This window comes from Pseudomonas stagnisoli (genome assembly GCF_048595745.1).
Taxonomy (GTDB): domain Bacteria; phylum Pseudomonadota; class Gammaproteobacteria; order Pseudomonadales; family Pseudomonadaceae; genus Aquipseudomonas; species Aquipseudomonas alcaligenes_A.
In genome coordinates this window covers 526,511-541,860 of the sequence record NZ_CP184361.1, presented here as the reverse complement: position 1 = coordinate 541,860, position 15,350 = coordinate 526,511, and the positions used below count along the sequence as shown (strand labels likewise).

Genomic DNA, 15,350 nt, shown 5'->3' with positions numbered 1-15,350 from the left:
TGCGTCGAGACGGGAATCCGATGGCCGTCATGGCCGATGCGCCACTTCGCCAGTGTTAATTCTGTACATAAACCTGTACAACAACGCAGAATTGCACTGTTTTCACTTTCGCAACGCCAGGTGACCCCATGCTCATTCGCCTTACTTACGCCAGCCGCGCAACCAATGGCGTCTCTTCGCAGCTGATTCGCGACATCCTCGACAGCTCTCAGCGCAACAACCCTGCCAAGGGGCTGACGGGCATGCTCTGCTGCAATGCGGAAATCTTCCTGCAGGTTCTGGAAGGGCCGCGCGCGGCAGTGAACGAGCTGTACACCCGGCTAGCCGATGATCATCGCCACAAGGACCTGACCATCCTCGACTATGCGGAAATCAGCGCCCGCCGTTACGCCAACTGGAGCATGGGCTGGGCCGGAGCTAAGCAGTCCAACCGGGAGCTGTTCCTGAAGTACTCCTGCAGTGATCGCTTCGATCCGTTCAGCATGCATGCCGAGCAAATCCGCGGGCTGCTGCTGGAACTGGAGGACAACGTCAGTGCCATCAAGCCCCCCTTGATCGACTAGCACGGCGCCTCGGCCGCAGAGAGTCTCGCTGCTTCGGGATACGGATCGGGTATTCTGATGTCCCACCGTCAACGTCGCCCCGACTCTCTGACAGGACTGATCATCAATGAATTCTGCTGTTCGCTATGGCCTGAGCCTGGTGCTTGGCGCACTGGGCATGCCGTTGGCTGCCCTCTGCGCCGAACCCCAGCCGACTCACGAGTTCACCCTGGACAACGGCCTCAAGGTCATCGTCCGCGAAGACCATCGCGCCCCCGTGGTGGTTTCGCAGCTCTGGTACAAGGTCGGCTCCAGCTACGAGACGCCCGGCCAGACCGGCCTGTCCCATGCCCTCGAGCACATGATGTTCAAGGGCAGCCGCAAACTCGGCCCCGGTGAGGCCTCGCGCATCCTGCGCGACCTCGGCGCCGAGGAAAACGCCTTCACCAGCGACGACTACACCGCCTATTACCAGGTGCTGTCGCGTGACCGCCTGGCCGTGGCCTTCGAGTTGGAGGCCGACCGCCTGGCCAGCCTCAAGCTGCCGGCCGACGAGTTCGCCCGCGAAATCGAAGTGATCAAGGAAGAGCGCCGCCTGCGCACCGACGACAAACCCACCTCGCTGGCCTACGAGCGCTTCAAGGCAATGGCCTACCCGGCCAGCGGCTACCACACCCCGACCATTGGCTGGATGGCCGACCTCGAGCGCATGACCGTCGAGGAACTGCGGACCTGGTACCAGGCCTGGTACGCGCCGAACAACGCCACCCTGGTGGTGGTCGGTGACGTGACCAAGGACGAGGTACGCGGCCTGGCCGAGCAGTACTTCGGCGCCATTCCACGGCGCGACGTGCCGCCGGCGAAGCTCCCGCGCGAGCTGGCCGAGCCCGGCGAACGCCGCCTCACGCTGCATGTGAAGACCCAGCTGCCGAGCCTGCTGATGGGCTTCAACGTGCCCGGCCTGGCCACCAGCGCCGATGCCCGCCAAGTGCATGCGCTGCGCCTGATCGCCGCCCTGCTCGATGGCGGCTACAGCGCCCGCCTGCCGGCCAACCTGGAGCGTGGCGAAGAGCTGGTGTCAGGCGCCTCGGCCAGCTACGACGCGTTCAAACGCGGCGATAGCCTGTTCCTGCTTTCCGCCACCCCCAACGTGCAGAAGGGCAAGACCCTGGAGCAGGCCGAAGCCGGCCTGTGGCGCCAACTGGAGGCCCTGCAGAAGACGCCGCCGAGTGCCGCCGAACTGGCACGGGTACGCGCCCAGGTGATTGCCGGGCTGGTCTACGAGCGCGACTCGATCACCAGCCAGGCCACCACCATTGGCGCGCTGGAGACCGTTGGCCTGTCCTGGACGCTGATGGACCAGGACCTTGCCGCGCTGGAAGCGGTCACGCCGACCGATATCCAGAAAGCTGCGCAGACTTTCTTCACCCGCTCGCGCCTGGCGGTCGCCCATATCCTGCCCGAGAACCCTGCTGAAGGAGCCCAGCCATGAGCGAGCGTAACGGCCTGCGCTACGGCCTGCTCGGCCTCGGCCTGATCCTGCTGGTCGGGCTACTGACATTCATCGCCACGCGCACCGCGCAGGCACCCACCACTCATGCGCCAGCATCGCCCCAGTTGGAATCCCTGGCCGCGCTGGAGGGTCGGGCGCCGAGCAAGCGCACCCTGGACATCCAGCGCTGGCAGACCGCCGAAGGCGCCCGCGTGCTGTTCGTCGAGGCGCGCCAGCTGCCGATGTTCGACCTGCGCCTGACCTTCGCCGCCGGCAGCAGCCACGACGACGTGCCCGGCCTGGCCACCCTGACCAACGCCATGCTCAACGAGGGGGTGGCCGGCAAGGACGTCACCGCCATCGCCGAGGGCTTCGAGAGCCTGGGCGCCGAGTTCGGCAACGGCGCCTACCGCGACATGGCCATCGCCAGCCTGCGCAGCCTCAGCGCGCCAGCGCAGCGCGAGCCGGCACTCAAGCTGTTCGAACAGGTGGTCGGCCAGCCGACTTTCCCCACCGACGCCCTGGCGCGCATCCAGAACCAGTTGCTGGCCGGCTTCGAATACCAGAAGCAGAACCCCGGCAAGCTCGCCGCCCTGCAGCTGTTCGAGCGTCTGTACGGCAAGCATCCCTATGCGCATCCGAGCGAAGGCACCGAGCAATCCATCCCCGGCATCTCCGTCGCGCAGCTGCAGGCCTTCCACCAGAAGGCCTACGCCGCCGGCAACGTGGTGATTGCCCTGGTCGGCGACCTCTCGCGCAGCGAGGCCGAAGCCATCGCCGCCGAAGTCTCCGCCGCCCTGCCCAAGGGCCCGGCCCTGCCGCGCATCGCCCAGCCCGAGGAACCCAAGGCCGGCCCCAGCCATATCGAGTTCCCCTCCAACCAGACCCACCTGCTGCTGGCCCAGCTCGGCGTCGACCGCCGCGCGCCGGACTATGCCGCACTGATGCTGGGCAACCAGATCCTCGGCGGCGGTGGCTTCGGCACCCGCCTGATGGAAGAAGTGCGCGAGAAACGCGGGCTGACCTACGGCGTGTACTCCGGCTTCAGCGCCATGCAGGCGCGCGGCCCGTTCATGATCAACCTGCAGACCCGTGCGGAGCTCAGCGAAGGCACCCTCAAGCTGGTGCAGGACATCCTGCGCGACTACCTGGCCAACGGTCCGACGCAGAAGGAACTGGACGACGCCAAGCGCGAGATGGTCGGCAGCTTCCCGCTGACCACCGCGAGCAATGCCGATATCGTCGGCCAGCTCGGCAGCATGGGCTTCTATGACCTGCCGCTGACCTACCTGGACGACTTCATGAGCGAAGTGCAGGGCCTCACGGTGGAGCAGGTCAAGGCCGCCATGGCCAGGCACCTGGATGTCGACAAACTGGTGATCGTCACCGCCGGCCCCAGCGTCGCGCAGAAACCGCTGCCACCTCCCACCGACAAACCGGCCGAGCAACCCGCCGGCCCGCCGGAGCACTGATGCGCAAGTCCCCAGGCAAGAAACCGATGGAACACAACGGCAGCGGCCAGCTGCGCATCATCGGTGGCGAATGGCGCAGCCGCCAGTTCAGCTTCCCGATGGCCCAGGGCCTGCGCCCGACGCCCAACCGCGTACGCGAGACGCTGTTCAACTGGCTGGCGCCCTATGTCGAAGGCGCCCATGTGCTGGATTGCTTCACCGGCAGCGGTGCGCTGTTCCTCGAAGCCCTGTCGCGCGGCGCCAGCAGCGCCCTGGCGCTGGACAGCAACAGCGACGCCGTTGCCAGCCTGCGCCAGATCCTCGCCACGCTGAAGTGCAGCAACGGCCAGGTGCTGCAGGCCAATGCCCTGCAGTACCTGGAAAGCCAGCCGGCCACACCCTATGACCTGCTGTTCCTCGATCCGCCCTTCGGTCAGGACCTGCTGGCCCCGGCCTGTGCGCTGCTGGAGGAAAAAGGCTGGCTGGCCAGGGACGCCTGGATCTACACCGAAAGCGAAACCGCGCCCTCGACCCTGGGCATGCCCGGCAACTGGCGCCTGCACCGCGAGCAGAAGGCCGGTCAGGTGTATTACGCGCTATGGGAAAGGCTCAGCTGAGCCCGAGCACGCCGCGGAAATAGTCGATGGTTTCGCGCAGGCCATCCTCCAGCGCGATCCTCGGCTGCCACCCCAGGTGCTCGCGGGCCAGTGCGATATCCGGCTGGCGCTGGCGTGGGTCATCCTCCGGCAACGGCAGGTAGGACAGCCGGGATTGCACGCCACACAGACGAATGATGGTCTCGGCAATCTCGCCGATGCTGTACTCGCCCGGATTGCCCAGGTTCACCGGCCCGACAAAGTCGGCCGGGCTCTCCATCATCGCCACCACGCCCTCGACCAGGTCGGAGACGAAGCAGAAGGAGCGGGTCTGGCTGCCATCGCCATAAATGGTGATGTCTTCGCCGCGCAGCGCCTGCACGATGAAGTTGCTGATGACTCGGCCATCGTTCAACTGCATGCCCGGTCCATAGGTATTGAATATCCGCACCACTTTTATATCGAGCGCGTGCTGCCGGTAATAGTCGAAGAACAGCGTCTCGGCACAACGCTTACCCTCGTCGTAACAACTGCGAATACCGATGGGATTGACCCGCCCCCAGTAACTTTCCGGCTGCGGGTGGCACTCCGGATCACCATACACTTCCGACGTCGAGGCCTGGAGAATACGCGCGCCCGTGCGCTTGGCCAGGCCGAGCATATTGATCGCGCCGTGCACACTGGTCTTGGTTGTTTGCACCGGATCGCGCTGATAGTGTATCGGCGAGGCCGGGCAGGCGAAGTTGAAGATGCGGTCCACCTCGACATAGAGCGGGAAGGTCACGTCGTGACGCATCGCCTCGAAGCGCGGATGAGCCAACAGATCCTTGATGTTCTGCCGCGTGCCGGTGAAGTAGTTATCCACCGATAGAACTTCGTGCCCCTCGGCGAGCAAGCGCCGGCACAAGTGCGAACCAATAAAACCCGCCCCGCCTGTCACCAGAACTCGCATATTTCTTCCGAGATTGTCTATGCCCCAAGTTGCCTTCGTGACCACCTGCAAGGGCCGCCTGCATCATGTGCAGCAGACATTGCCCAGCCTGGTCGCGCAAGCGCCGGCGGAAATCATCTTGGTGGATTACGGGTGCCCTGACAATACAGGTGACTGGGTCGAGCAGCACTTCCCCGACGTCAAGGTCGTACGGGTCGAGGACGATCCGGGCTTCTGCCTGCCGCGTGCACGCAATATCGGTGCAGCGCACTCCTCCGCCCCGTGGATCTGCTTCATCGATGCCGATATCCAGATCAGCGAGGGCTGGCTCGGCTGGCTGGAGCAGAATCTGCAGGACGGCTGTTTCTACCAGGCCGAACCGGTCGACGGCGTACGCAACCCGGAAACCTTCGGCACTGTCGTCTGCCCACGCGCCGCGTTCGAGGCAGTCGAAGGCTACGACGAGGTTTTCCGTGGCTGGGGCGGGGAAGACGATGACCTCTATGCCCGCCTGACCCACTGCGGCGGCGTCCGCGCAAGTCACTATCCGGCCCACTTCGTCGCCGCCATCTCGCATGCCGACGATGAGCGCACAACCTTCCATGCCATCAAAAGTGTGGAAGTACAGTGTTTGATCAACGCCTGCTATATCAAAGTCAAGAATGAGCTGCGCAACTACGGCATCCGCGATATCCCGTTCGAGACGCGCCGACAGCTATTGAACTGCATAGGCGACAACTTCAAGCACCACAAACTGCAACCTTCGACCTTCACTATCCGCTTGCAGGCGCGCGACCTGGTCACCCGAGACGGGCAACGCGTCAATCTGCAACTTGAGATCGCCAAGCGCCGTCGCAACGGATTCTTCGGCGCACGTAAGACCACCATCCGCATTTTGCCCACCAGGAACATCCACCCCTAGAGGTGCACCAGATGAAGATTGCCGTCGCCGGATTGGGCTATGTCGGCCTGTCCAACGCCGTGCTGCTGGCCCAGCAGCATGAAGTGGTGGCCCTCGACATCGACGCCGCCAAGGTCGACGCCATCAACCGCCGGCAATCGCCCATCAGCGACCCCGAACTCGAGGAATATCTGGCTGATCGGGCGCTCGACCTGCGCGCCACCCTCGACAGCCGCGAAGCCTATATCGGCGCGGACTACATACTGATCGCCACACCTTCCGACTACGATCCGCACACCCACTGCTTCAACACCCAAGCCATCGAGGCCGTGATCCATCAGGCCATGGCCATCAACCCCGAGGCAGTACTGGTCATCAAGTCCACCGTACCAGTGGGCTATACCCGCAAGACCCGCCAGGCGTTGGGCTGCGATCAGCTCATCTTTTCTCCCGAGTTCCTGCGCGAAGGTCGTGCACTCCACGACACACTGCATCCAACCCGCATCGTGGTCGGCGAGCGCTCAGCCAGGGCACAGGTCTTCGCCGAGTTACTGAAAGAGTGCGCGCTTGAACCTGAAGTACCAATCCTACTGACGGATTCCACCGAAGCAGAGGCCGTCAAGCTCTTCGCCAACGCCTACCTGGCCATGCGCGTGTCCTACTTCAACGAGCTCGACACCTATGCTGCCAGCCACGGCCTGGACAGCCGGCAGATCATTCAGGGCGTAGGCCTGGACCCGCGCATCGGTAGTCACTACAACAATCCATCCTTCGGTTACGGCGGCTACTGCCTGCCCAAAGATACTCAACAACTGCTGGCCAACTACCGTGATGTACCGCAGAACCTGATCCACGCCATCGTGGCGTCGAACGCTACCCGCAAGGATTTCATCGTGGCTGAAATACTCCGACGCAAGCCGCGCGTGGTGGGCGTCTATCGGCTGATCATGAAGAGCGGATCGGACAATTTCCGCGCATCCAGCATTCTCGACATCATGCGCAGCATCCTGGCCCAAGGCATCGAAGTGATCATCCATGAACCAGCACTGAACCAGGCCGATCATGTCGAGGCTCGGGTAGTGGCGGACCTGGGCAGCTTCAAGCAGCAGGCCGATGTCATCCTCAGCAATCGCATGAACGAAGCTCTCGCCGATGTGGCGCATAAGGTCTACACCCGCGACCTGTTCGGCCGCGACTGACTCTTCTCTCGCCTGCTTCATCGCCTTACTCTGGATCCTTTAGGCTCAGAGCTGCAATTGATGTCCACCCCCGCCTTTACACCCGCCTGGTGGCTGCCCGGCCCGCACCTGCAGACCCTCTGGGCCTCCTTCTTCCGCAAGGCGCCGCAACTGCAGCGAAAGCGCGAGCGGCTGTGGCTGGCCGATGGCGATTTCATCGACCTCGACTGGCACGGCCCGCACGAGGCCGAGGCGCCGCTGGTACTGGTGGCACACGGTCTGACCGGCTCGTCCGGCTCGCACTATGTGCTGGGTCTGCAGCAGCAGCTGGCCGGCCAGGGCTGGGCCAGCGTGGCGCTGAACTGGCGCGGCTGTTCGGGCGAATCCAACCTGCTACCGCGGGGCTACCACTCGGGGGTGAGCGAGGACCTGGCGGCGGTGATCGCCCACCTGCAAGCCTGCCGGCCGCAGGCGCCGCTGTATGCGGTGGGCTACTCGCTGGGCGGCAACGTGCTGCTCAAGTACCTGGGCGAGACGGGCGAGCGCTCGGGCCTGGAGGCCGCCGTGGCGGTGTCGGTGCCGTTCCGCCTGGACCAATGCGCCGACCGCATCGGCATCGGCTTCTCGCGGGTCTACCAGGCGCACTTCATGCAGGCGCTCAAGGCCTACGTGGCCGACAAGCGCGCACGTTTCGCCGAGCGGGGCCTGGCCCAGCACCTGGCGACCCTGGAGGGCCTGGGGCCACTGGAGGACATGCGCACCTTCTGGGACTTCGATGGCCGCGTGACCGCCCCGCTGCACGGTTTCGCCGACGCCGACGACTACTATCGACGCGCCTCCAGCCGCTATTACCTGGGCGCCATCCGCACACCGGCGCTGATCATCCAGGCCGCCGACGATCCCTTCGTGTTCCGCCACACGGTGCCGGAGCCCGGCGAACTGGCCCCTGGCACGACGCTGGAGTTGCATCAGCACGGCGGGCATGTCGGTTTTATCGACGGCAGCCTGCGGGCCCCAGGGTTCTACCTGGAGCGGCGCATCCCGCAGTGGCTGCGCGAGCAGGCCGCGGCTCAGTAGAGCGGACGCCCCCACGGCCGGTAACGCAGGGAAAACACCGCGCGTGGATGGCAGCCCGAGTCTGCCTCCGGCTCACGCGGTTCGGCGCGAAACGGCTGGCCGGCGGCGCTGGTCTGGTGGAAGGCTTCATGAATCAGCCCCACCGTGCAGGGTAATGCCGCGCGATAGCGAGCCCTGGCATCAGCCGGCAGCGCCGCCGTGCCGGCGCCATCCTGCCACCACAGCTGGATACCCGGCGCCTGCAGCGTCGCCAGCCGGTCGGCGTAGGCCGCCGGCGACAGGCGCCCGGCACTGAAGGCACTGAGATGCAGCGGCAACCTCTGCTTCTGACGAAAGGCATGCAGTTGGGCCGCGAAAGCCGCGCGCAGGGCCGGGCTACCCAGACTGCGGTCGTCCAGCTCGGCGGGCAAATACCAGCCCGCGACCGGCAAATGCCAGGCCGCCAACGCCGCCTGCTGCTGGCGGTAGCCGGCGAACAGGCGCTGCCAGTAGACCGGCAGCCCTTCGGCATCGGCAGCGCGAGTGAAGTAAAGCGGATCGTGCTTCAGCCCCAGCACCAGACTCAGCCCGGCTTGCGCAGCCTGGTCCAGGCTGGCGCGCAACCAAACCTCGGCGCCGCCGAAATCCTCCTCGCCATGTCGGGTCCACTGCACGACCAGGGTGTCGACCCCGGCCTGCCGGGTGGCCTGCCAGAGCGTCTGCCACTGCGCGGCTGCGAGCCGCGCATCGCGGCTCTGCGGCTGGTAGAACAGCACTTCGCCCCAGGCAGGCGCCACGGCCAGCAGCAGGACGAACAGCAGGCAGGCGCGGATCAGAACGCCAGCTCCAGGCCGCCCATCCAGCCGTCACGCCGGTCGAACAGGTTGCCGCCGAGGCTCCATTGGTACTCCACGCGCAGCGTCAGGCTGTTGTGGAAGGCGTTGTAGTGATCCTCGTCGAACCACAGCTGCCAGCTCAGACCCAGACCGGCGCGCAGGTCCTGCTGCTGATCCTGCTCGCTGCCCTGCAGCATGGCGTAGGGGCCGGCGGCCTGGGCGCTGGTGGTGTCCAGCTTCCACAGGTGGCCACGGCTGTAGCGGGCGACCAGGAAGCGCTGCGACTCATCCACCCACCAGGCGGCGTCCAGGTAGAGCAGGCGCTGCGCCCAGTCGTCCTCGGTCGGGCGCCAATCGTTGCGGTACTCGCCCTGGTCGAGGAAGGAGGCGCTGGCGCGCAGCAGGACGTCGGTATCGCCCTCGGCGAAGTCCTCGTGGAACACTTCGCCGCTGACGTTGATGTTGTAGTCCCGCCACGGCGTGTAGCGCAGCCCGGCGGCGCCACCGACCGTTTCGGCCAGGTCGCTGTGCTCGCCGGAACTGAACACCCGACCGATGGCCGACAGGCGCCCGCCCTGCAGGCCAATGTCATCGGACAGCCGCTGGTCGACATCCAGCTGGTGAGCATTGAGCCCGCTCGGGCGCTGGTCGGCCGTGCTGGTGACCCCGCGCGGGGCGAAGGTGCTGGCGAAATGCCAACGGGTACGGTCGTTGTGCACCTGATGGGCGCGGCGGGCACGGAACAGGTCGTTGCCGAGCTTCTCGTCACGCGGCTCGATGGCCGACTCCAGGTCGATCGTGTGCTTCCAGTTGCCCAGCGCCTGGGGCACCTGGCCGAAACTGCCCTGCAGGGTGGCCAGGGCATCACTCAGGCGGTAGTCGTCGGGGCGCAGGCGCACGGCTTTTTCCAGCACCGGAATGGCGGCCTGACGCTGCGCAGGCTCAAGGCTGTTGGCCAGGGCGTAGCCGAAGTCGGCCTGGATGCGCGGGTCTTCCGGCGCCCATTGCGCGGCGCGCTCCAGCCAGGCCAGCTGCTGCTCGCGCTGACCGGCACTGCCGGCAGCCATGCCGGCCTGGTAGTAGTCCTCAAGCGTGCCACCCAGGGCCAGCACCCGCTGCCAGCGCTGCACCGCCTCGGCATAATCCTGGCGCGCCACGGCCAGGTGGCCGCCCTGGCGCCAGTCATCGAGACTGCTCGGCGGCAGGGCCTGCCAATGACGCTCGGCCTGCTCCAGTTGCCCGACAGCCACCTCGGCGCCCACCACCGCACGGCGTACCGCCGCGCTCTGCCGTGCGGCCGGCGTCTGTTGCCAGAGCGCCAGCGCCGCCTCGGGCTCGCCGGCGGCAGCCAGGGCGAAGGGCAGCAGCTCGGCGCTCGGCCGGTCCCCCAGCGCCTGCCCCTGACGCAGTTCCTCGACCGCCACGCCGGGCTGCTCCGGCAAGTGACACTGGCCACGGGCGCGCCACTCGGCAGCACTACTCGGTTGGCCGGTACTCAAGACCAGTACCTCGGCGCAGCGCCCGCGAGCGGCGAGCGCCGCCAGCAGCTCGCCACGGGCGGCAGGCGCCAGGCGCGGCAGCAGGCGTTCGACCTGCTCAGCACTCAGTTGCTCATCCTCGACGCTCAGCTGAGCCAAGCGTGCGCCCTGAGCGGCATCCAGGCGCCGGGCCGTGAGCAGCAGCTCGCGGGCGCGCTGCGGCTGGCCCAATTGCTGCCAGAGGTAGCTGGCCTGCTCCAGCGACCGCCCGGAACCACTGGCCTGGTAATGCCGCTGCCAGAGTTCGGCCGCCTGCTGGCGCCGGCCCAGTTGCTGCGCCAGGGTCGCGGCACGGGCCAGGCGCGCCTCGCCGGACGGATGGGCGAGCAGCCAGTCGAGCGCCTGCGCCCCCCGGCCGGCGCCACGCGCCAGTTCGATATAGAGGGGATCGTGCAGTTCGCCCGGCAGATCAGCGCGTGGCAGCAACTCCAGCGCGCGCAGCTGCTGCACCTGGGCCAGCCAACGCTGAGGCTGCTCGCCCGGCGCGCAGCTGGCCAGTACCCGACGAGCGGCCGCGGCATCCCGCTCGATCAGCCAGACGCTGCGTTCCAGACAATCCTCGCCCAGCTCGGCGGCCAGGGCGTCGGCGCGCGCGCTGTCGCCCTGCTGGCGGGCCAGCTCGAAGAGGCTGCGGCGCAGATCGGCGGGCAGCGGTCCCGCCGCCTGCAGCGCCAGCAACTGCTGGTAGGCCGGTTCGCCGCGGCCCTGACCGATCCAGCGCCGGGCGGCATTGACCCGCAGCGCGGCTGCGGCCTCGGGAGACGGTGCACGGCGCAGCAGCTGTTCCAGTTCGGCGGCCTGGCCCAGCTCGACATAAGCCTGGCCCAGACGCGCCCAGCCCTCGGTATTCAGACTGGCCTGACCGGCCAGGCTGTCGCGCACTGTCGGCCAGTCCCGCTGGCGTTCGGCGAGGCTGGCCTGCCACTGGCGCCAGGCATCGTCCTGCAGGCGGCCCGACAAGCCGGCCAGCCAGCGCCGCGCGGCCGGCACGCCGTCACGGCGCTCCAGGCGCAGGGCCTGGGCCTGCCACAGGTGCGCCGCCTCCAGCGGCTCGGCCTCGTTCAGCCAGGCGTCCAGGGTTGCTGCCTGCACGCCCTGGTCGCTGGCGATCCAGGCCAGGCGCAGTTCCTTGCGCAACGGAGCGGCCTGTTCGGCCGGCAGCTTGGCGCAGATATCCAATGCCTCGGCATAGCGGCCCTGACGTTGCAGAGCCTGAAGCAGAATCCGCTGCGCTTCGGCATGCTCCGGGCTGATCTGTTCGAGCACATGGCGCACCAGCTTCTCGGCCTCGGCCGGCTGCCGATCGAGCGCCCGATAGGCACGTTCGATATAGGGATAGCTGCGAAAGCGCTGCAGTTCGCTGGGCTCGGCAGCCAGGTTCGGCACACTCAGGCTGGCGCCAAGCAGGGTCAGCAACAGCAGGCTGAGCGGCGCAAGCGGCGTGTGGCGGGGGCCGTTCATGGCTGCCTCTCCTCGATCAGGGCCAGGGCATGGCGCAGCTGGCCCTGCTGTTCGTCCAGCGCCCGCTGCAGCAGCGTGGCACTGATCAGGCCGCGCTTGAGCAGGGTCTGGCCGAGGCTGTCCTGCTCCGGCTCGAATTCGATCAGCACCTGGGCCAGCAGTGCCGGCGGCAGCATGCCGAGCTCCTGCAGCAGGTCGCCGAGCAACAGCAGGTGGCGGCAAACCCGCTCCTGCAGCTCAGGGTTGGCCTGCGGCGCGCGCAGGGCCTCCAGCAGGCGCTGCATGACGGCGCCATGCTGCTGCAGGTACCAGTGGTGCAGACCGAGCGTCACCCGTCCGGGCGGCACGATGCAGCAATCGACCGGCCGCCCCAGCTGACGGGCGATCACCCCGAGCACTACCGGGTTGGGCGCGCGCTCGCTGCCCAGCAGCAGGCGGCCGTTGAGCTCGGCCACCGGCAGCAACGAGTAGCGCAGCGCCAAGCGGGCCGGGAAGAGCTCGATCAACCCTGGGTTCAGCTGCAGCGGGTCGAGCGCACGCCAAGGCCGCTCGGCCTGGACAGCCAATGCGGCAGCCAGTTGCTCGCCGGTAACCCAGCCGCGTACCAGCAACTCGCGGCCCAGCCGGCGCGGTGCCCGGTAAAGCGCCCGGCTCAGCTGTTCCTCGCTGATCGCCCCCTGCGTCACGAGGATCTGCCCCAGCGGCGTACGCCGCGGCGTGTTGGCCAGCGCCGGCAGTTCATGACTGGTCTTGTCCCAGGCCACCTTGCGCGCATCGCCGAGCTTGAGCACCAGGCGGATGGCGCGCAGGTTGGCGAAGAAGTTGACCACGTTGCTCCAGACCATCCGCGGGATCGATAGCAGTCCCTGCCACAGCCCGTAGTAGCGGGTGACGAAGTAGCCACGCTGGAACAGGCGGTTGAGCAGGAGGACGCCGTTGATGGTCAGTAGCGTGTGCAGCAGCGGGTCGTGGCCGAGTACCGAGTCGAAGCGCCAGCTGTCGACCAGCCAGCCGTTGAGCAGCCATACCGCCAGCAACTGGATGAACAGCAGGGTCGAGAGCAGGCCGATCAGGTTGATTACCGCCCCCCGGCGGTCGCGCCAGAGGAAGTAGTTGAGTAGCGGACTGGAGGTCCAACCCAGGCTGGCCGAGCCCTGGAAGACGATGCCGGTGATCCAGCGGGCCTTCTGCTTGACCGCGTGCTCGAAGGTATCGGGAAAGTGCTCGCGCACGCAGATCACCCGGCTGGTGGCGCGACTGCGGCCGAAGCCGTCCTCGCGAAATGGCGAGAGCGTGCGGTCATGCACGCTGAAGCGGGCGAACACCTCGTTCATGCCCTTCTGCTTGAGACGGAAACCGATGTCGTAGTCCTCGGTGAGGCTCTGTACATCGAAGGCAATGCCATCCCCCTCATCCAGCAGCGCCTGGATCGCCTGGCGACTGAAACAGGTGCCGACCCCGGCGCTGGGGACCTGGCCGACCAGCGCCTCGCGCAGAACGATGTCCTTGCCGTGCAGCTCGGCGAATTCGTCGACGTAGTGGCCGGCAGTGAACTGCCACCAGCGCTTGGCGTAGGGGTAGACCGGCACCTGGATCAGGTCCTTGCGCGGCAGCAGGTAGTTGAACAGACGCAACTCCAGCGGCTCGATCACATCCTCGGCGTCGTGCAGGATGAAGCCGGCGAACTGCACCCCGGCCTGCTGCTCGAAGCGCTGGATGGCCTCGATGAGGTTGTTCAGGCAGTCGGCCTTGCTGGTCGGCCCGGGGCGCGCGCAGATCACCTTGTGCACGTGGCTGTAGCGGGCGCAGACCTCGTCCACCTCGGCCTGAGTAGCCGGATCGTTGGGGTAGGTGCCAACGAAGATCTGGTAGTTCTCGTAGTCGAGGCTGGAGGCGGCCAGGCGGGCCATCTCGCCGATCACCCCGGCCTCCTGCCAGGCCGGAACCATCACCGCCAGCGGCTGCTCGCGCCCCCGCAACAGCAACTGGTCCTGATCGGAGGCACCGCCGCGGTAGAAGCGGAAGTACCTCACCACGCGGCGCGCCCAGTAGAGGATGTCGATGAACAGGTCGTCGAAGCCCAGCACCAGCAGTACCACGGCCAGTACCCAGGTCAGCCCGCGCAGGCCGTACAGGTAGTAGGTGAGCGCATCGATCCACTCGTAACTCATGCCGGCGCTCCCTGTGCAAGACCGAAGTACTCGCGCAGCCGCGCCAAAATGCGGCGGCAGGCCAGGCCGTCGCCATAGGGATTACTGGCGCTGCGCATCTCCCGGGCCGCGGCGGGGTCATCCAGCAGCCGGCTGACCTCGTCGACAATGCGCACGGCATCGGTGCCCACCAGCCTCACGCAGCCGGCCGCCACGGCCTCGGGACGCTCGGTGGCGGTGCGCATCAGCAACACCGGCTTATGCAGCGAGGGTGCCTCCTCCTGCACACCGCCGGAGTCGGTGAGGATCAGGCTGGCACGCTGCATCAGCCAGACGAAGTGCCGGTAATCCTGGGGCGGCAACAACTGCAGGTTGGCGATGCCACCGAGCAGGCGATGCACAGGGCCCCGTACCTGCGGATTGAGGTGCACGGGGTAGACGAACTGCACCTGTGGGTAGCGCCGGGCCAGCTCGGCCAGGGCGTGGCAGATCTGCTCGAAGCCCTCACCGAAGTTCTCCCGTCGGTGCCCGGTAATCAGCACCACCGGCGCACCCTCGGGCAGTTGCCCCAGAGGACCCGCCGGCGGCCGCCAGCCAAGCTCATCAAGATGTCGGCACATCCACTGCAGGGCATCGACCACGGTATTGCCGGTGACGCAGATGGCGGCGTCAGCCACGCCCTCGGCCAGCAGATTGCGCCGCGCCGACTCGGTGGGGGCAAAGTGCAGCGTGGCGAATACGGCCGTGAGCCGGCGGTTAGCCTCCTCCGGCCAGGGGGCCTGCAGATTGCCGGTGCGCAGGCCGGCCTCGATGTGGGCCAGCGGGATGCCACGCTGGAAGGCCGCCAGGCTGGCCATGGCGCAGGTGCTGGTATCGCCATGTACCAGCACCAAGTCCGGCTGCTCGGCGGCCAATACGCCCTCGAGGCGCTCCAGCAGGCGCGCGCACAGCCCGTTCAGGCTCTGGCCCTCGGTCATCGCATCGAGGTCATGGTCGGCGCTGAGCTCGAACAGTTCCAGCACCTCGTCGAGCATCTGCCGGTGCTGGGCGGTGACGCACAGGCGCACATCGAAGCCACCGTCGACCCGCAGCGCGTGCAGCAGCGGCGCCATCTTGATCGCTTCGGGGCGGGTGCCGAACACCAGCACTACTCGGGGGAGGGGGCAAGGGCGCGCGGCAGGGCTGGACGTCATCGGGGGGCCGTGGCAAGGGATACCC

Annotated in this window: 12 protein-coding genes; 7 read left to right on the top strand and 5 right to left on the bottom strand. The window is 67.0% G+C overall.

The annotated features are described in order from the left end of the window. Positions 1 to 128: 128 nt before the first annotated feature. From ACOAPY_RS02525 to rsmD, 4 genes are all read left to right on the top strand, one after another. Positions 129 to 563 (top strand): BLUF domain-containing protein, encoded by a 435-nt coding sequence (locus tag ACOAPY_RS02525; RefSeq protein WP_021699986.1) that lies wholly within the window; start codon positions 129 to 131, stop codon positions 561 to 563. A 106-nt stretch (positions 564 to 669) separates the two neighbouring features. After that, complete coding sequence (locus ACOAPY_RS02520; protein ID WP_465154922.1) at positions 670 to 2,034, top strand: M16 family metallopeptidase; 1,365 nt, start codon at positions 670 to 672, stop codon at positions 2,032 to 2,034. Next, the gene (locus tag ACOAPY_RS02515) at positions 2,031 to 3,506 is read left to right on the top strand and encodes a M16 family metallopeptidase (RefSeq protein ID WP_465154921.1); all 1,476 of its coding nucleotides are present in this window, start codon (positions 2,031 to 2,033) and stop codon (positions 3,504 to 3,506) included. The genes ACOAPY_RS02520 and ACOAPY_RS02515 overlap by 4 nt, the downstream gene beginning before the upstream one ends. Then, complete coding sequence (gene rsmD, locus ACOAPY_RS02510; RefSeq protein WP_465154920.1) at positions 3,506 to 4,102, top strand: 16S rRNA (guanine(966)-N(2))-methyltransferase RsmD; 597 nt, start codon at positions 3,506 to 3,508, stop codon at positions 4,100 to 4,102. The genes ACOAPY_RS02515 and rsmD overlap by 1 nt, the downstream gene beginning before the upstream one ends. Here the strand turns inward: rsmD and ACOAPY_RS02505 are convergent. Beyond that, positions 4,095 to 5,033, bottom strand: a complete 939-nt coding sequence (locus ACOAPY_RS02505; protein WP_465154919.1) for a UDP-glucuronic acid decarboxylase family protein — start codon at positions 5,031 to 5,033, stop codon at positions 4,095 to 4,097. The two genes, rsmD and ACOAPY_RS02505, sit on opposite strands and share 8 nt — an antisense overlap. Positions 5,034 to 5,052: 19 nt before the next feature. Here ACOAPY_RS02505 and ACOAPY_RS02500 point away from each other — a divergent pair, with 19 nt between their 5' ends. The 3 genes from ACOAPY_RS02500 to ACOAPY_RS02490 are packed head-to-tail and all read left to right on the top strand — an operon-like array spanning position 5,053 to position 8,168. Continuing rightward, complete coding sequence (locus tag ACOAPY_RS02500; RefSeq protein ID WP_465154918.1) at positions 5,053 to 5,934, top strand: glycosyltransferase family 2 protein; 882 nt, start codon at positions 5,053 to 5,055, stop codon at positions 5,932 to 5,934. Between the two features lie 11 nt (positions 5,935 to 5,945). Then, positions 5,946 to 7,112, top strand: coding sequence for a nucleotide sugar dehydrogenase (locus ACOAPY_RS02495; protein WP_465154917.1), 1,167 nt, complete (start codon positions 5,946 to 5,948; stop codon positions 7,110 to 7,112). Between the two features lie 60 nt (positions 7,113 to 7,172). Beyond that, positions 7,173 to 8,168, top strand: coding sequence for a hydrolase (locus ACOAPY_RS02490; RefSeq protein WP_465154916.1), 996 nt, complete (start codon positions 7,173 to 7,175; stop codon positions 8,166 to 8,168). On the opposite strand, the gene ACOAPY_RS02485 is transcribed toward ACOAPY_RS02490, so the two are convergent. The 4 genes from ACOAPY_RS02485 to wecB are packed head-to-tail and all read right to left on the bottom strand — an operon-like array spanning position 8,162 to position 15,325. Beyond that, positions 8,162 to 8,944 (bottom strand): DUF4434 domain-containing protein, encoded by a 783-nt coding sequence (locus ACOAPY_RS02485; protein WP_465154915.1) that lies wholly within the window; start codon positions 8,942 to 8,944, stop codon positions 8,162 to 8,164. The genes ACOAPY_RS02490 and ACOAPY_RS02485 overlap by 7 nt on opposite strands. Positions 8,945 to 8,979: 35 nt before the next feature. Beyond that, on the bottom strand, positions 8,980 to 11,982 hold the full coding sequence (locus ACOAPY_RS02480) for an NfrA family protein (RefSeq protein ID WP_465154914.1): 3,003 nt from the start codon (positions 11,980 to 11,982) through the stop codon (positions 8,980 to 8,982). Then, entirely contained in the window at positions 11,979 to 14,153 is a 2,175-nt protein-coding gene (locus ACOAPY_RS02475; RefSeq protein WP_465154913.1) for a glycosyl transferase family protein, read from the bottom strand. The genes ACOAPY_RS02480 and ACOAPY_RS02475 overlap by 4 nt, the downstream gene beginning before the upstream one ends. Beyond that, positions 14,150 to 15,325 (bottom strand): non-hydrolyzing UDP-N-acetylglucosamine 2-epimerase, encoded by a 1,176-nt coding sequence (gene wecB / locus ACOAPY_RS02470; protein ID WP_465154912.1) that lies wholly within the window; start codon positions 15,323 to 15,325, stop codon positions 14,150 to 14,152. Before wecB ends, ACOAPY_RS02475 begins: the two co-directional genes overlap by 4 nt. Positions 15,326 to 15,350 lie beyond the last annotated feature (25 nt).